This window comes from Algoriphagus iocasae (assembly GCF_014206875.1).
GTDB classification, from domain to species: Bacteria; Bacteroidota; Bacteroidia; order Cytophagales; family Cyclobacteriaceae; genus Algoriphagus; species Algoriphagus iocasae.
The window spans coordinates 466,333-483,540 of sequence record NZ_JACIJO010000001.1 but is presented as its reverse complement, the minus strand read 5'-3'; the positions used below and the strand labels follow the sequence as shown (position 1 = coordinate 483,540).

The 17,208-nt window shown below is 39.7% G+C and carries 12 protein-coding genes and 1 pseudogene; 8 read left to right on the top strand and 5 right to left on the bottom strand.

The genetic code is table 11. From position 1 onward, the window contains the following. The first annotated feature begins 36 nt into the window (after positions 1-36). From arr to FHS59_RS02070, 3 genes are read left to right on the top strand one after another with little or no spacing between them, the layout of a single operon-like run. Positions 37-474, top strand: a complete 438-nt coding sequence (gene arr / locus FHS59_RS02080; RefSeq protein WP_184492752.1) for an NAD(+)--rifampin ADP-ribosyltransferase — start codon at positions 37-39, stop codon at positions 472-474. Beyond that, complete coding sequence (locus tag FHS59_RS02075) at positions 471-773, top strand: DUF1330 domain-containing protein (RefSeq protein WP_184492751.1); 303 nt, start codon at positions 471-473, stop codon at positions 771-773. The genes arr and FHS59_RS02075 overlap by 4 nt, the downstream gene beginning before the upstream one ends. 50 nt (positions 774-823) lie before the next feature. Further along, on the top strand, positions 824-1,165 hold the full coding sequence (locus tag FHS59_RS02070) for a protein-tyrosine-phosphatase (protein WP_184492750.1): 342 nt from the start codon (positions 824-826) through the stop codon (positions 1,163-1,165). 65 nt (positions 1,166-1,230) lie between these two features. On the opposite strand, the pseudogene FHS59_RS02065 reads toward FHS59_RS02070, so the two are convergent. Beyond that, positions 1,231-2,385 (bottom strand): annotated as a pseudogene (locus FHS59_RS02065) (cystathionine gamma-synthase); the annotation flags it as partial. 119 nt (positions 2,386-2,504) lie between these two features. Here FHS59_RS02065 and FHS59_RS02060 point away from each other — a divergent pair. Continuing rightward, positions 2,505-3,200 carry a TVP38/TMEM64 family protein gene (locus FHS59_RS02060; RefSeq protein ID WP_184492748.1) on the top strand — a complete coding sequence of 232 codons (696 nt, stop codon included), beginning with the start codon at positions 2,505-2,507 and terminating at the stop codon, positions 3,198-3,200. Positions 3,201-3,515: 315 nt separating this feature from the next. Here the strand turns inward: FHS59_RS02060 and FHS59_RS02055 are convergent, their stop codons facing one another. The 4 genes from FHS59_RS02055 to FHS59_RS02040 all read right to left on the bottom strand — a co-directional run bounded on the left by FHS59_RS02055 (position 3,516) and on the right by FHS59_RS02040 (position 12,202). After that, the gene (locus FHS59_RS02055; protein WP_184492747.1) at positions 3,516-4,466 is read right to left on the bottom strand and encodes a hypothetical protein; all 951 of its coding nucleotides are present in this window, start codon (positions 4,464-4,466) and stop codon (positions 3,516-3,518) included. 246 nt (positions 4,467-4,712) lie between these two features. After that, positions 4,713-5,966, bottom strand: a complete 1,254-nt coding sequence (locus FHS59_RS02050) for an SIR2 family protein (protein ID WP_184492746.1) — start codon at positions 5,964-5,966, stop codon at positions 4,713-4,715. Between the two features lie 141 nt (positions 5,967-6,107). Next, positions 6,108-11,132, bottom strand: coding sequence for a putative type IX secretion system sortase PorU2 (gene porU2 / locus FHS59_RS02045; RefSeq protein ID WP_184492745.1), 5,025 nt, complete (start codon positions 11,130-11,132; stop codon positions 6,108-6,110). Further along, on the bottom strand, positions 11,129-12,202 hold the full coding sequence (locus tag FHS59_RS02040) for a putative type IX sorting system protein PorV2 (protein WP_184492744.1): 1,074 nt from the start codon (positions 12,200-12,202) through the stop codon (positions 11,129-11,131). The genes porU2 and FHS59_RS02040 overlap by 4 nt, the downstream gene beginning before the upstream one ends. Positions 12,203-12,616: 414 nt before the next feature. On the opposite strand from FHS59_RS02040, the gene FHS59_RS02035 reads away from it, so the two are divergent. The 4 genes from FHS59_RS02035 to FHS59_RS02020 all read left to right on the top strand — a co-directional run bounded on the left by FHS59_RS02035 (position 12,617) and on the right by FHS59_RS02020 (position 17,033). Continuing rightward, entirely contained in the window at positions 12,617-12,946 is a 330-nt protein-coding gene (locus FHS59_RS02035; protein ID WP_184492743.1) for a PadR family transcriptional regulator, read from the top strand. Positions 12,947-13,055: 109 nt separating this feature from the next. Continuing rightward, positions 13,056-15,026 carry a PspC domain-containing protein gene (locus tag FHS59_RS02030; RefSeq protein WP_184492742.1) on the top strand — a complete coding sequence of 657 codons (1,971 nt, stop codon included), beginning with the start codon at positions 13,056-13,058 and terminating at the stop codon, positions 15,024-15,026. Between the two features lie 115 nt (positions 15,027-15,141). Next, positions 15,142-16,542 (top strand): MBL fold metallo-hydrolase RNA specificity domain-containing protein, encoded by a 1,401-nt coding sequence (locus tag FHS59_RS02025; RefSeq protein WP_184492741.1) that lies wholly within the window; start codon positions 15,142-15,144, stop codon positions 16,540-16,542. 32 nt (positions 16,543-16,574) lie between these two features. After that, entirely contained in the window at positions 16,575-17,033 is a 459-nt protein-coding gene (locus tag FHS59_RS02020) for a peptidase associated/transthyretin-like domain-containing protein (RefSeq protein ID WP_184492740.1), read from the top strand. Positions 17,034-17,208: the final 175 nt, after the last annotated feature.

Here is a 17,208-nt window from a genome sequence, read left to right as displayed (position 1 = left end):
ACTCAACCAAAACCAATTAGAATTTAAAAGTAAATCATGTCCAATTCAAAAGGTTCTAGCCCTACTCCTTTTGCCCAAACTTATTTTCATGGGTCCAAAGCAGATCTAAAAATCGGCGACCTCATTGTACCGGGATATAATTCTAATTTTGGGAAGAGAATTAATGCTAAATATATTTTCCTTACTGCTACTTTGGATGCTGCTATTTGGGGTGCTGAATTAGCAATTGGAGAAGGAAAAGGCAGAATTTATTTGGTGGAACCAAAAGGACCTTTGGAGGATGACCCTGACTTGACAGACAAGAAATTCCCCGGAAATCCAACCAAATCCTACCGCTCTACCCATCCTTTCAAAGTGGTAGGAGAAGTTAGTCATTGGCAAGGACACCCAGAGGAGCAAGTATTAGCGATGAAAAGCCAATTGGAAAAATTAAAAGAACTGGGAATAGACTCCCTAAATGACGAAGAGGTATGATTTATTTCACACAACTTATTTACATCCTAGATGGTCAGGAAAAGACTTTTCTGGAATTTGAGGAAGTAGCAATTCCTTTAATAGCCAAATACAATGGAAAGCTTCTTTTAAGGTATCGACCAACAGCTGATAATATCATCGAGCAGAATATGGAAATGCCATATGAAATTCATTTGGTCGAATTTTATAAGGAAGAAGATGTTGCGGCATTTTTTAAAGATGAAGAGCGCAAGAAATTCCTACACCTCAAAGAAAAATCCATCAAGTCCACTTGGCTGATTAAAGGATCGAAGTTGTGATTATTCTAATTACTAATTAGGATTTGAATAAATCCCTAATCTGATATTAAATGGAAAAACCAAATATCCTGGTAGTTTGTGGAAGAAATAAGCGAAGGAGCAGAACCGCTGAGTATATTTTTAAAAACGATTCCAGGTTAAATATCCGGTCTGTTGGGTTAAGCCCAAAAAGTGAACGCCAAATAAAGGAACGGGATGTTATTTGGTCAGATTTAATATTTGTTATGGAGTATAATCAAAGTAAGCGCGTTTCTGAAGCCTATCGAAGTCTGGAACTTCCTAAAATTGAAGTTTTACAAATAGAGGACGAATATGAATATTTGAATGAAGAATTGATAGAAATGCTTACTGAAAGAATTAATTCAGTCCTGAAGAATTTATTTGGAATATAAAGGTCAGAAAACAAAAAAACCAGCCTCATCAGCTGGTTTTTTTGATATAAATGAATGTTCTAAAATCAGATTTTCGAAAGGGCATTAGCCAAATCCTGCTTTAAGTCTTCTGCATCTTCTACTCCTACGCTGAGACGAATCAGAGAATCTACCAATCCTACTTTCTCACGCTCTTCCTTAGGAATACTGGCGTGAGTCATGGAAGCTGGATGACCACAAAGTGACTCCACTCCACCAAGAGATTCTGCCAAAGCAAAAAGCTTAAAGTTCTCCATCACCGTCTTCGCATCTTCCAGTTTATTTCCCACCAGAGTAAAAGAAATCATCCCTCCAAAGTCACGCATTTGTTTTTTGGCAATGTCATGGTTTGGATGATCTTCGAAACCTGGCCAATACACCTTGGCTACTTTTGGGTGGTTTTTCAGATAGGCAGCGATGGTTTTACCATTTTGACTGTGACGTTCCATTCTCAAATGAAGTGTCTTGATTCCTCTCAAAACCAAGAAACAGTCCTGAGGACCTGGCGTTGCTCCGCAGGCATTTTGGATAAATACTAGCTTGGAAGCGAGTTCATCGTCATTGAGCACCAAAGCTCCCATCACTACATCAGAATGGCCTCCAAGGTATTTGGTCACCGAATGCATCACGATATCTGCACCTTGATCTAAAGGATTTTGCAGGTAAGGAGAAGCAAAGGTATTATCGACTGCAAGAATCAATTGATGAGCTTTAGCCACCTTCGCCACACCAGCTATATCGATGATATTCATCATCGGATTGGTTGGTGTTTCCACCCAGATCATCTTGGTATTTTCGTTGATATAATCTGCAATTGATTCAGGATCACCCATTGGCACAAAATGGAATTTGATGCCATAACGCTCGAAGACTTTTGTAAATAAGCGATATGTTCCGCCATAAAGGTCATTTGTAGAAATGATTTCATCACCAGGGCTGAAGAGCTTCACAACCGCATCAATCGCTCCCAAACCTGAAGAAAAGCAAATTCCATATTTCCCATTCTCCAAAGCAGCAAGGTTATCCTGCAAGGCTGTACGAGTTGGGTTATGTGTTCTGGAATATTCGTATCCTTGATGATCTCCAGGAGATCGCTGCACGTAAGTGGAAGTCTGATAAATCGGAGTCATAATAGCTCCGGTAGAAGGATCGGGCGCCACGCCGGCATGGATGGCTTTTGTACCAAATTTCATTGTATTTGGGGTTTTATTCTTTTTGACTAAGTGAAAGGAATTTTATATTCCTAATAGCGTGTTTTCGGGTTTAGCTTGCTAAACTTGCAAGCCTTGGGAAGAATACTCTCCCCAATAGCTGATCAAAGATGACAAAAAAGGGCAGTATATTCAAAACAATTTCATCCTACTTTGGGCATCACCCCACTGGCATCCTTGCATGGCTTTGGGTAACCACAATGCCCTTTGTTGGTTCAGCAGTTTTTGCCGTGAATTATGATTTTTTGAGCCAGTATTCGCTAAATCATCCACAGGATTTCCTGATTTACACACTAATTGGTGCCTTCTTGATGGGCTTAGCCTTGTTGCCAACAACACTGATTGCCTTGGCTTCCGGTTTTTATTTCGGTTGGGTTTCTCTTCCTTTTTTGATTTTGGGTTATTCTTTGGCTTCCGTTATTGGTTATGGAATCGGCAAGCTGATCAATACGGATCTGACAGAACAAGTCTTTAAGAAAAATCCCAAGTTTAAAGCTGAAGTAGAATCCAGAAAGGAAAAAGAAGGTTCATTGGTGTTTTTTGTAAGAATCAGTCCAGTTGTACCTTTTTCTATTTCTAATTTCCTTTTCGCCTCTCTAAAAGTAAGCTTAGCAAAAGTCCTTATTTTTGGAATTCCCGGAATGCTCACCCGTACCGTCATTGCATTTTCCGCAGGAGTAGTCGCCAGTTCCTATCTCGCCGCCAAGGAATCCATGAACACGCCTCTCCAATGGGGAATTGGTTTGGCTCTCTTGATTGTAGGAGTTTGGGGTATTTATGAATATGTGAGAAAGAGGAATCAGTAAGCAGCCTGCCTACCGAAGGTAGTTTGGATATTTTGCAATCTCAGTAAATCAAAATGGCTTTGAAAGCAAGGAAGGAGCATGGCAATCTTGCTTTAATGGTTTGTGTATGAAACGTGGTTGGGTTTTCGAAGCGAGTCACTGTGCCACGACACCAAAAGTAATTTTAAAAGCTAAACTACAAAGTTGCACTGCCCCCCAGCAATGTATTATAGATTTTGTTGGTGGCTATCTGAACTTTCAACTAAATTCATTCGTAGCTAAGTCTTAGGTTAATTTTACAATTGTAGTCGTTGAATTAATAATTCATTACACATCCTAATTATAAATTGTATAGTTGGCATGAATCTCATTATCAAAATCAGTTCTAATCTTTAGTTTCCTTTCGTCCGGCAAGCAAATAATCTCATACTGGGCATCTCTAAAATTAGGACTGACTAGAAAAGATGTAAACATTCTAGATTCAATAATTTCCGTATGTCCTTCTACAAAAACTCTTCTCTCGCTTTTATCCTTTGGATTTCCAACCATAAATTGCTCCGCTAAATTTGGAGAGAGCGTATAAGAGGTTAAAAGATTTCGTTCAAAGAATGGAAAGTCGTCATCTAATGATTTGTATAGTGACAGGAAGTCCTTCGTGTTTTTAATTCGCTTGTAATAAGATTTATTATTTATCCCTCGGTAAATCAATATTCTTTCCAACTTCGGTGCCCAAGCATTGTCACCATCTTTTAATACGCAATATTCTACCCATCTTTTAAGCTTTTTAAGTGTTATTGCCTCAGCACTTTTCTGATATATCCGTAAGGAGGTTCCTGGAATTAATTCATCATCGGTAAACTTTATTGAATCAAAACGCTCAAGCGCTTCAAAATAATTTTCCTTAACTAATTGTTTAATTGATTCATCTGATTCGTTATACTTGTTTAGCAATATATCCGGGTACGCTTTAACTAGTGATTTATATAATAGTGCTGAATCCCTATGAATTTTTGTAGAGCTATTTGTAAATGCTAAAATACCCTTTTCGATTTTATCGTAATCATTTACTGGTATTTTGCATTTTTTGATAACGAATCTATTGAACTCTTCAATAGACTTGTCAATATATTCCGTTTCAAAGAATTCAAATCCATGGTAGGTATCAAATAAACTATCATTTTCGTACGGTCCGTATACAGGAGTTCGAATGAAGTTTTCTTCATAATCTGTCAAATCCGACTCGTCATTTGGTGTTGTGTTAAGTTCTTTTTGGTATTTCTTAGTCATATTGATAAATACTTAGCACTTCTCTGTTTTCTAAAAAAAGTCCAAAATTGTTGTAGTTGATCATTCTTTGTACAAGGCCACATTGCCACCTACGTTTTCGGGCTTTGCGTTCGGGCGGGTTTCGGAGCACAAAACTGTCAACCAGCACTGAACTTGAATATTAGCACAAAGCTCCAAATTTACACGTCACCCCGCCTGACGCAAAACCCGTGTTAGCGGTAGTGCTTCTTTCCTGTCGTTGTGTTGTCATTCCGCTTTTGGTTTAAGTTCTGTTGGAATTTGTTCCAAATATTCTTGATACGTCACTTGCGTAACTCCTTTAGGAATATAAGTCGCTTTGTATTTTTCAAGCAAGTCTGTCTTTGGTTTGTATGGGTCAATTACAACCATATGTTTACCCCTTGATAAAAAGTTTTTCTCAAGATATTCGTTTATTCCAGGGTCTTGAAAACCGTAACCAATTACAACAAGAAGTTCTGATGTCGAAAGGTTGTTTTCAAAATGTTTAAATAGATTTTTATAGTAAGGGTCACCAGTATAAAATCTTGTTTTATTAGTAGTCCCACTTAAAAAGTCAGGAGCTACTTCGTCCCATAAATTCTCAAATTTTTGTTCTCCCGTTACAGGGTCTGTAACTTCCATTAAAAACCGAGATACTGCATAATTGTCTTTTAAGCGAATTCTTTGTTGGTCAGGTTGTGGTGTATAGACAATTGTATTAAAAACACTTCCGTGAAGTTTGTAAAGGGCAAGTGATTTGTCAAATTTGTCAACGAAACGTTCAAGTTTTACATAATAGGTTTTATGCACTTTTTTGTCTGTGCCACCATTGAAGTCATAACTAACTGTCCCATAAAATGGCGAACCTTCAAGTTGGTAACCGTCAGTAAAATGTTGCAAAAGTTCTGAATGATGTCGTCCTAACCAGTCAAAAAACAAGTCGTGGTTTAATGTGTGAAATTTAATGTCACAAGTTTTAAGCAACTCTCTTAAAAATCCGATGAATGGGTCATATGGTGGATAATTTAATGTACTTATATCTTCAAAATATTTTGTCTTGTGGAGCTGTGATGCTAAAAGTTGATTAAAGCTTCTGTTGAAGTCTGAAATTCTGTTGTAACAGTCTCTTTGATTATCTGAACCCTTAAAATGCTTGTCGTTAAACCGTTTGTAAAAATCTTCAATGGCTTCTTTGTTTTCTTGGTTTGTTAAATAGCCAGAATAGTAGTCATAAAAAGTTTCGTAATGAAATTCTTCACTCGGTTTTAGAACTTCGGCACTATAAAACTCTAAAAATTCTTGAAGAAAAATTCTTTCGTCCCACCTTGACCAACGGTTTGGGTCTTCCTGTCCGTTTAAGAATATTGCCCTTTGGTCTGTGTGAATTAAAATTTCACTTTCGTCAATTTTAGAAAGCCTTTGATTTAATTGTCGAACACCCGGAATTTCTTCGGGAATTGAAAATCCTGAGCCAACTAAAATTGATATATTTTGTCTCATTTCTGTTTGATGTTTGTCGGTTGCACGGTCGTCATAGCATTACTGGTAACTTATTTACCGCCACCCCAAAACCATCTTTATTTTCCAGAATCGGGTTAATAGCTACGGTTTTCTCTGCTTTTATTTTTTTCTACTCCTCAACTAGCGTAACAAATACATCTTTCCATAGCCTTTTTTAAAGGCTTTGTCTCCGGCAGTTGGTCGATGCTCCATAAACTGACCATTTTTTCGGACGAGAACGCGATAGATATAAACCCCATTGGCCAATTGATCACCGAATTCATCTTTTCCATCCCACGCGTAATCCGTAATGTTATTTCCGATTCGGATTGGCCCTAATTCATTTTGAAGGATTTCACGAACGACCTTGCCTGTGACCGTCATTATCTGGATTTTGATCTCATCAGGAACTTCCGAACCGGTCACCGTAAATACAAATTTCACACTCGTGCTAAATGGATTTGGATAAGGGTAGAAATTGGTGATTTGGGATTCATTGATGACTTCAAATGTAATCTCGTATGGCTGTGGCGAATCTTCATTCTGAATCATCAGCGTATACATTCCATCTTCCAAAGGTCCTGGAAGGAAAGAAACTTTGAATCGCTCGTCCTCCGAAGCTGGAGTCCAAGTAAGATTTGGATCGGAGAAATTGACTCGTTTAAAGTCACAACTTTCACAATTCTGCTTCAAGAAAATCTCCATCCCAACTGTATCCTTTTTATAAAGCAAAGTCTGGTCATTAACCAACTGGGCAGTTACCAAAACTGAAGGCGAAACTATGTCCCCGTCCATGATATAAATTCCGTCAAAATTCACATCAAGCAAGGATGTAGACTGATCTCCCTCCACGACGATATACGTACCGAAATCAATCTGATTATTTCTAAAAGTCTGCTCTTGCTGGATTCTTGGATTGGCAAAAACTTCTAATTCATTTTCCCCGGATTTACCGATTGAATTAAAATCAATGCTGAATTCGAAAGATTCTCCAGCTTTCAATGCCGGGAATTTCTTACTGAAGTTTTCAACCTTCTTGGAAGCGAGATTCGTCCATTTCCAATCCACCTGAATGGAATCCAGGAAGTTATATTTTGAGACGTTTTTGAAAATCAACTCAATTGCTGCCTGCTCTCCTTCCCTTAGATTTATCCTTTCTCTGGAAGATTTGACGGTCAAAGCACCTTCAGGAACCCCGGAATAATTCACCTGCCATTTATCCAATTGAGCTGGAGCTGTGGATTGAGGGTCATTCATAGAATATCTGAGTCTCAAATAAGGATAAGTCAACGGATCGATGAAACTCAAGTCAATCTCCTGATCTACAGCATTCCCCAAGATCAATTCCTCAGAACCATCATTTTTCACTCCAAGAATATCGAAATAGGTGAAATCCTCTTCGTTGATCCAGGTTCTGGCATTGACATTTTGGAAGAAACGCTCCCAGTTGGATGCTGGCCCTACACGAGGAGTCAAAATCACCCCGGAGGTAATATAACCCTCCACTTCAGACTCAAAGGAAAGCGTCTGTTGGTTTGGCGGAAACTCCTGATTTGTATTGCCCACAATCTCAATCGCCTCTCCAGGTTTCATTCCCTTTCTTCCATAAAGAATATAAGGATCCCCGGTTTTCAGGTTTCTCAAGGTAGCTTCATTGGCACCAAATTCTTTTAAAAGCGCATACGCCTCGTCCGGCCAAGCATCAAAGGTGACGTTACCAACAGAGAAAATCACCACATAATCATCGTCTTTTACTCCATTTGTGTACTGTTCCAGCATGGTTTGGCCAGGAGTAGTAATCCAAGAATTCTGAATACTTTGGATCAATTGAGGGACTCTTCCGCATGCTCTTCCATCCAGAATATCAAATCCCGGAACAGGAACAGGCAAATAAGGCATCAGGCTTTTATGGTCAAAAGTCACCAAACCTAAAGAGCCATTTGGACAAAGTCTGCTATTGGCATTGTTTACATTATCGATGATCTGTGGTACCTGATCGAGATAAAATTGCGTATTCCTAAAGTTCAATGTATCCACTGCCGCACCCACCGTAAATACTTCAAAGCCTAATTTTCTATCCAGAAACTTGAAACCGTTTCTCTGAGAATTGATTTCTAGATTGTCCAATTGGTTTTCTTCCAACTGAGGGATTGTTCGCTGCGTCCATCCTTCCGGTCCGTTTGGAATCAATGAAAAACTGGAATTGGTCCAAGAGTCCGTTTCTCCAGGCTGATGTTCTTGGAATTTTGTCCTCCAGTAATAGGTCACTGAATCTGAAGAAGTGGATAAATTCACTGGCCATTCTGCCAATCCTGAAGTTGTAATTCTTATTTCCTTTCTAAAGGCAGAATTGAAATTCTTTGCTGAGTCAATTTGGAAAATGATGGTACGATCTGCAGCGGATTTCCCCGGGATCTGTGCCACCAAATTCACATTACTTTCAGAAACAATCCCAAAATTCAATGGGAATAAATTCAATGTTCCGCTGAGAGGAATAAACTCTGATACTGAAATGCTATTATTCACGAAAGTCATTTCCGGTACTTCTCTCCCAGGGTTTACCTCAAGGGTAAAAGTATTTTCTCCTGCAGCATTCAGCCCAATATTTGGGACTGAAAACATCAACGTATCCTTTCTGGAGATATAAGGTATTTTGAAAGTCTCATATTGAAATTCAGTACCGTCAGGAAGCTTTCTTTTGATTCTATATTCGACGGAGTCGGTATTGACAATCCCGATATTTCTCAACACAAAAGTTAACTTGATACTATCAGAAAGTGCATTGAGTGGAGTATCGTCAAAGCTTTCGAAGAAAACCTCATTTTCATCTAAAGAATAATCAGCCTTATTTGCGGGAAACATCCTTACTCCAGGATCTCCCAATAGCACCATCTGCTCCATGTGGGAATAGCTCAAAGGCGTCGTACCATAAGTATCCACAAAGTAGGTCTCAGCGATTTTCTTCACTTCACCAACTGTCTTGTAAATGCTCGAACTATCTGCGAATGCTGTTCTGTAAAAAGAATTTGAATACCTATTTAAAATCACATCCACACCCACAGCTGTGTTTGCCATGATATTCGATGCTCCCTTTTCCGGAGTGATCACCCAATCCTCCGACTGAGTATATACTGTTCCAAAAGCACTTCCATAATCACAGCCATTAAACAACATCACCGGGTATTTTCCTTTGTTTTGATAGTTCAAGGTTGGATCAGAAGCAAAGCCAATTTCTATATCGATAATGGTTGGAGAACCATGCCCAAAAAATGTTACTAGCGACCTACCTTCATTCAAATCACCAGTGATATCTATCAGTTCAACGGTCGAATTAGACCGCTTCCTATAAGTGGTTACATTTCCTCCGAGATACAGACCTTCGGCAATGGTTTTATAGCCATTTAAGAAGTTGAAATATCTGTCTAACTCAAACTCCGAAACTCCCCCGCCCAAGTGGATCAACTCTTTTTGCCATGGAGCAGAAACTCCAACTGCATCTTTTTCGATTGCTTTATCCAAATAATCTGCGAGTTGCTGGGAATTTTTAGCAGGAATTCGCCCTACTGCCATAGCTGGTGAATCGGGATTGGAAGGATCCAGCCCGACTACAAAATTGTTATCCGAAATCGGGTATCCTCCTGGAGGAACAAGGTTTTGGAAGGCAAAAGCTGAAGGATTATTTCTGTAAAAATAGGTTACTCCATTTTGCCTTGCAGTAGAATACATAGTCAAGGATCTTCCTGCAAGCAATAGGTGGGTAGGTTTATGAGCAGGATAATACGTTCTCAAAAATTCAAACAAAGCTGTAGGCCCTTCCTCACCATACCCATATTGATCATAAAGCTCCTCCATAAAAACCGTCATGGTCTTGAACCCTCCTCCCAAAGGGGAAGATCGATGAGCTGCATAGGATTGCAATGGATTTTCATATTGAGAAGCCGAAACTTCCAATGCATGGTGTCCCACTAAAATATAATCTGCTTCCTGGGCTAAATAATTCTTAAACTGTAGCGGCTTCAATTTGGTCACTTGGATTATTTCAGCCTGATTTTCTACCCAAATTCTACTGCTATCACTAGGAATGGATGCTCTGAAACTCAACTGATTTGCAGTTTGAGAGAGTTGAACTACTTGTGGATTTCTATAATCAGATATTTCCAATGCAGCGTAATCTCCAGTTTTTTGAGAAACTGTAATTCGCTGATTCCCTGTAGGAAGAATAAATAATTCAGAAGAGAAATCTCCTGCTACTACCCTTTCCTGAAAACTCACCTTATTATATGCCACAGAAACATTGTCTGCTCCTTCCGAGCCAGCAGATCTGACACTGATTACGATGCTTCCGTCTGCATTAAAATCACTCATTGCCAATGGCAAAGTCAATTGAGGATATTCAAAGCCGTAAAAATTCTCAGTTCGGATAACTCTTTGCGAAGTAGTATTTGGTCCAACAGAAATCACCGTTTGATGATTATTGAGAGATCTTCCAACCAAACCTATTTCTAGTTTGCCAGCACCGGAATTGGCAGGAGATCCGAGACCTGAAATTGTAAATTGCCGGGTATTTCCTTTAGTGATTACAGAACTCATCCAGCCCTGACCTGTATCAAAAATGGAAAGCCTAAAATCCAAAGCATAGCCAACACCCAAAGAATATTGCTCTCCATAAACTTCCAATTTCTCAGAGGTGTAGGTTGTCAACTGAGGCAAATTGCTTTCTGGGGCAGTTCTTTGAACCATTCTTTTCCCCATTTCACCAGGAGTGACAGTCAGGAAAAAAGCAGTGCTATCCGAATGCGTATTGAAATATGGATTGGGAATTCTATCAAAAGTAGTGTAGAGCAGTGAATCCAGAGTCCCATCATTGCGAAGGCCATAAAAATCAATGAAGTCACCTGCGTCCAACTTGCCATCATTTTCTCCAGAAATTGAAATCGCCACCTCTTTTCCTCGATGGTACATTCGCAAATTCCTCGGGTCAACGGAATTTAAATTCATCCCCGAAGCGGTCAAAGCCTCCGGCGAAATCCTATAAATCCCATCTTTGGCAGTCAGAATTTTATAATAAGTCTGATTGTATTTATACCAGGCTGGTTGCTGCGCAAAAGTGATTCCTGCAAAAGCAAAGACAAATAGAATGGATACTAAGAATTTCAATTTGTTCATCGATTCCATCCTTTAAATTTTCTGAATTCCGCATCCAATTTTTCCAGGCTGACTTTCACGCTAAAAACATGGGAATAAGGAGTTTCCGACACATTTCCGATATCCGACAATGCATAATCAATTTGAAACTTTTCATTCAAAACCACTCCCAATCCCATACTGGGTTGAAAATTCAAAGACTTACTGCCATCAAAATCTTTGATATACTGGAAGTTTCCAATCCCGGCTCTTAGATAAGCAATTTTCTGAAAACCTGCTTCGATTCCCAACCGAGGGTCAATGCTGATCAAGGAGGTACTGATTAAGGTATTTCTTTCTCCATCGAAAGTCATGTCCAAGTCGGCCACTGCCAAAAGATTAAACTTTTCTCCTAAGTTCCATTCGTATGCGATACTTCCAATAGCCCTTGGCAAAGTCAATTCTACAGAGTTAATCGGAACTTCATTGTCCGTCTGGGCATAAATTTCTTTGACGAGTTCGGCATTATGAGACCAGGCATTGAAGGTGGTGGTGATATCTCTCACCATCAGTCCAAGGGTAAGTTTTTCTTTGATATAAATACCGCCCACATCAAGACCGAAGCCCCAAGCCTGAGCAAATTTGCCGACATTTCTATGAATCAATTTGGCATTCATTCCTACCTTAAAATGATCCGAAAGATCCCTCGCATAGCTTAAGAGCAAGGCATAATCGGCGGCATTAAAAAACTGGATGTTGTTATAATTGAGGGCTCCATTGGCATCGTAGAGAAATCTCGTATCAGGTATATCATCAACCCCAAAACGAATCAGGGATACAGCAACTTGGCTTTCACTTTTGATATTTGTAGAAAAGCCGAGGTAATCGTACTGAGCGACTCCGGCGAAATATTCAGAGTGCATGAGGGTAAATTCATATTTATGCTGAATCCCCATCAGCGCCGCTGGATTCCAGTAAGCTGAAGTCACATCATGCGTGGAGGCAACCTGTGCACCTCCCATTCCCAAAGCCCGGGCTCCCACTCCTATGCTTAAAAATTCATTGGAATATTTCGGCGCCAAAGATTGAGAAAAACCGATCCTTGGTGCCATTGTCACCGAGAAAAGGATCAGAAAAATGTTTGTTTTTAAAAGTCTTGTGATCTTCACAAAACCAAAATAAAGCAAATATCTAAGTCGCTAATATTCCTTGGCCTTTTTATTTAAAAATTCCAACAACTGTACGCCATCGTACATAATCCTGTTCACTTTTTTGCAGTTTTTTGACCGAAATAGAAATGTTACACTTTAGCTGATATTTTTTTTAAAAAAGTTCTAAAAATGAAAAACCCACTTAAAAGAAGCTATAGAAAGGGTTTGCAGGGCTATTGGTAATCCAAAGAACCTTTATATAGCAAGGAATTAGGTTATACAAGGTAGCTGTGAAAAGATTGGTATCATTTTTCTATCAAAAGAGGAAACGGAAATGGATTTTTCCAACAGCAAGGAAAATAAATCACCTTATATATGAATGTCGCCAACACACAGATTCAAATGCGCAAAGGGCTCCTGGAGTTTTGCGTTTTGCACATTATCTCCCGGGGTGAGGTGTATACTTCTGACCTGATCGACGAGCTAACGCAAGTTCAGATGATCGTGGTAGAAGGAACCCTCTATCCCCTGCTCAATAGGCTCAAGTCTGCCTCATTAGTTCAATACCGTTGGGTAGAATCTGAATCGGGACCACCTCGAAAATATTATTCAATCACCGAGGAGGGCAAGGAATTTCTAGGTACCCTTTCGGAAACCTGGACCTCACTAGTCAATTCCACATTACAAATCACCTCTAAGAATTGAACCTATGAACCTGAGCAGCACATTCCCGAATCTAGCCTGTGATCCATTCAGCGCGATTCCCTGTCCTTCGACTTGCGGGCATGTGGCCACTCTCTAAATTGAACAACACATGAAAAAGACGATAAGCATAAACATCAGTGGAATTCTTTTCCACATAGAAGAAGACGGATACGAGACGCTCCGCAAATATCTGGATGCGATCAACAAACACTTTTCTTCTTATAAAGACAATCATGAAATCATCTCTGACATCGAAAACAGGATCGCAGAGATATTCCTGAGCAACCTGAAAAACAACAAGCAGGTAATCACTGCCGATAATGTGGAAAAACTCATTGAAAAAATGGGTACCATTGCGGATTTCGCAACTGTGGAAGAAGAAAAGCTTGAAGAAGAATTCGAAAACACAAAATCAGCGAAAGACGAAGACTACTATAAATATGTCACTCCTCCACAATCTGAAAAAGGCGGTTATAAAAAGCTGGTAAGACTGGAAAACAAAAAGATCCTAGGCGGTGTCTGCGCAGGTATTGCACAATACTTTGCCATCGATCCACTATGGACCAGACTGATTGCCATTCTGCTTTTATTCAGTGGAAACGTACGATTCAATAGCGGGCTATTCGATTTCATGCCTTTCGATAACTTCCGTTTTGGTTTCAGTTTCGGATTCTTGGCAGTAGTCGCTTACATAGTTTTATGGGTGATTCTTCCAGTTTCTTATGAAATCGTAGAAGATAAAAATGTCAAAAAACTATATAGAAACCCAGATGACAAAGTTCTTGGAGGGGTAGCTTCAGGATTGGCAGCTTACTTCGGAATCGAAGTGATCTGGACCAGATTGGCATTGGCTCTTTTGATTCTGGCTGGTGGGTCAGGGTTTGTGATTTACCTGGTACTTTGGATTATCACTCCAGTTGCCAGCTCTATTACAGAAAGAATCCAGATGAAAGGTGGTGAAATCACCTTGGATAATATTGACACAACAGTAAAAGAAAGCCAAAATCCGATTCCTCCTATGCCGGAATCAAACACTCGTAAAATCTTGTTGACTCCTTTTCGGATCATTGGACAAGTAATCGAAGCGATTGGGAAAGCATTGGGACCGGTAGGCAGAGTAATTTTGGCAGTCATTAGAGTGCTATTCGGACTATTCGTTTTCTTCCTTGGTCTTGTGATTACCATCGCACCTTTGGTGACCTTGGGAGTTTACTTCGGAATCTTCACCAATGACGACTACGGAATGATGATGGATAATTTCCCAATAGAATTGTTCTCTAATCTAGTACCGGTTTGGTTAGTAGTAGCAGCATCTTTCTTGCTGATTATTCCAGGCATCATCATCTTGCTTCTAGGCCTGAGTGTCCTGGCAAAGAAAAACATCATCGGTGGAAGAATGGGCTTGGTGGCACTTGGATTATGGTTGCTTTGTATTGGAATCTGTGGATTCCAGATCCCAAGAATTATCGCACTATTCAAATCTGAAAACTGGTATAAGAGTGAGGAAGTCCTTCCAGTTTCTAAGGGAACCATGATTTTAAGTCTGAATCCAATCAGTGATGAGGCGACTTTCAACAGAGTGAATTTAAGAATCGAAGGTACTGCGGATTCAGTTGTGACATTGACAAAAGATGCTTTCTCAAGAGGAAGATCTAAAGCAGAAGCGATGGAAAATGCAGAGAAGATTGTCTATAACTATTCTGTGCTTGATTCATTGGTGACTTTCGATGAAGGCTTTGATGTAAACTCTTTGGACTCATTCAGAGATCAAAAAATAAATCTTGTCTTGAATGTTCCTTATGAGAAGCCATTCATCATGGAAAGATCGATTCTGGAAATTATCAGAAATACGATCTACAGAAATGGATATCGTTCTTCTCAGGTAAATCAAAGAAACATCTGGGTATTCAATGAAGCAGGCCTAGTATGTGTGACTTGTGATGAGGATGATGACGAAGACAATGACAATGACGATGCTGAAGAGGTTTATTTGGACTCACTTTCCAGAGCCCAGTTGGACAGCATCAGCAAGGCTAAATTTGAGCTTAGCAAAGCCAAAGTAGATAGCGTATCAAAATAAACTCATTTATATCTTCTCGCCGGATTCTTTTCACAAAATCCGGTACTTAAAAAGCAAGAGGTATCCAATTGGATGCCTCTTTTTTTGTAACTTCTGTTCCCAAATAACCAACACTATGGATGTAACCGTAAAATTTTTAGGTGGCGCAGGAGCAGTTACCGGATCTAAATACCTCATCGATTTAGGTGAATTTGAATTTTTGGTGGACTGCGGTCTATACCAAGGTCCTCGCTTTCTAAGAGAGAGAAACTGGGACAAATTCCCCATGCCCCCAATGGAAATGGAAGCGATCATCCTAACCCATGCCCACTTAGATCATATAGGTTACCTTCCCAAATTGGTGAAACAAGGCTTTTCCGGGCCGATTTATTGCACCGAGGCAACCGCCGAACTAGCAAAAATTCTTCTTTTGGACTCAGGAAAGCTACAGGAAGAGGAAGCTGAATATGCCAAAAAGAAAGGCTATTCAAAACATACCGATCCTCAGCCGCTTTACACTCAAGATGATGCAGAGGCTGTCTTTCCTCAGTTGGTTCCACAGGATTTTGAAAGACCTTTCAAAATCAACAAAAACGTTACAGTAACTTATTATCATGCAGGACATATTCTTGGGGCTTCCATTGTCAAAATCATTATCAAAGGAGAAACCCAGGAGAAAAAACTGGTTTTCTCGGGAGATCTTGGCAGGTACCATGACCCGATTTTATACCCTCCCACACGGATTCCAAAAGCAGATGTACTTTGGATAGAGTCTACTTACGGAGACCGGGTAAGTCCACCCGTGAGAGCAGAAGACGAACTTGGCAGAGCAATTAGAGATACATTTGATCGAGGAGGACTAGTGATAATCCCGGCGTTTGCAGTGGGACGGACCCAGCTGGTGATGTATTATTTATTTCAGTTAATGGAGAAAGGAAAAATCCCGAAAGTTCCGATTTTCTTAGATTCCCCTATGGCCATCAATGCCACAAAACTCTATCTGGATTTCAAAAATGATCATCAGTTAGCTGCGGTATTAGAGGAAGAAAACAACCATCCATTTGATCATTCGCAACTTCATTATTTCCAAAAGCAGGAACAATCAAGATCATTGAATGAATTTCGGGGCAATGCGATTATTATTTCAGCAAGTGGAATGGCCACAGGAGGACGTGTACTTCACCATTTGTTTCACCATCTGCCAAGTGAGAAAAACGGGGTAATTTTTGTAGGATATCAAGCAGAAGGAACCCGAGGAAGACGATTGGTAGAAGGCGAACCAGAAACCAGTATTTATGGAAGAAGTGTTCCTGTAAAAGCTAAAATCTATCAAATAGAAGGGCTTTCTGCCCATGCAGACCAAAGTGAATTGATGGATTGGGCAGAAGGGTTTACAGATCGCCCTAAATTCACCTTTATCATCCATGGTGAGGAGAAAAGCGCAACTGTTTTAGGCCGCAAGCTCAAAGATGAATTGGGATGGAATACGATTATCCCGCAGTATTTGGAATCATTTATGCTCTTCGAGAATATCTGAAACCAAAACACGATTTTTATAACCAGACCAAAATGAAAACACTATCTCAATACCTTGGCATATTCTTACTTTTGATTGGCATGACTTATTGTAAACCTTATCAACCCGAAGGACAAGGCGTCGTGGGAACCATCACTTGGCTGGAAGGAAACATGATGCCGAGTATTCAAGATGGAGAAGACCCTGAAAAAGAAGCCCAAAAAGTGGAGCGGACAGTACAGATCTTCCCACTTACCAATATTTCAGATGTCAAAGTAGAGGATGGATTGATCACTTCCATTGCTACCAAAAAAATCAAAGAAGTAAAAACAGACGGATCCGGAAAATATGCCATCGACCTAAGTCCTGGAAGATATTCTGTGGTAACAGTAGAAGAAGGTGGTCTTTTCGCCAATATTTTTGATGGAGATGGAAATATCCAGCCAATTACGATTAAGGAAAACGAATGGACCTTGCTGGATATCCAGATTAATTATAAAGCCTTTTATTAATTACTTATTTCCACTTTCCTGCCAGAAAAATGCTCAAAGCTTCGAGAATTCGGGAAACAACAGAATTGTTGAAGCATCAATCTCCCCTCTTTGAGCTACTCTCATATCAAATAAAGGAAATAAACTCACTGGAAAGATTTCAAAAAATCATATTTTCAAAAAATAATTCCAACCA

Coding starts and splice junctions, on each gene's coding strand:
- FHS59_RS02035 (WP_184492743.1), top strand. CDS start 12,617: ATGAATGTCGCCAACACACAGATTCAAATGCGCAAAGGGCTCCTGGAG.
- FHS59_RS02020 (WP_184492740.1), top strand. CDS start 16,575: ATGAAAACACTATCTCAATACCTTGGCATATTCTTACTTTTGATTGGC.
- FHS59_RS02060 (WP_184492748.1), top strand. CDS start 2,505: ATGACAAAAAAGGGCAGTATATTCAAAACAATTTCATCCTACTTTGGG.
- FHS59_RS02055 (WP_184492747.1), bottom strand. CDS start 4,466: ATGACTAAGAAATACCAAAAAGAACTTAACACAACACCAAATGACGAG.
- arr (WP_184492752.1), top strand. CDS start 37: ATGTCCAATTCAAAAGGTTCTAGCCCTACTCCTTTTGCCCAAACTTAT.
- FHS59_RS02070 (WP_184492750.1), top strand. CDS start 824: ATGGAAAAACCAAATATCCTGGTAGTTTGTGGAAGAAATAAGCGAAGG.
- FHS59_RS02025 (WP_184492741.1), top strand. CDS start 15,142: ATGGATGTAACCGTAAAATTTTTAGGTGGCGCAGGAGCAGTTACCGGA.
- FHS59_RS02050 (WP_184492746.1), bottom strand. CDS start 5,966: ATGAGACAAAATATATCAATTTTAGTTGGCTCAGGATTTTCAATTCCC.
- porU2 (WP_184492745.1), bottom strand. CDS start 11,132: ATGAACAAATTGAAATTCTTAGTATCCATTCTATTTGTCTTTGCTTTT.
- FHS59_RS02075 (WP_184492751.1), top strand. CDS start 471: ATGATTTATTTCACACAACTTATTTACATCCTAGATGGTCAGGAAAAG.
- FHS59_RS02030 (WP_184492742.1), top strand. CDS start 13,056: ATGAAAAAGACGATAAGCATAAACATCAGTGGAATTCTTTTCCACATA.
- FHS59_RS02040 (WP_184492744.1), bottom strand. CDS start 12,202: ATGGCACCAAGGATCGGTTTTTCTCAATCTTTGGCGCCGAAATATTCC.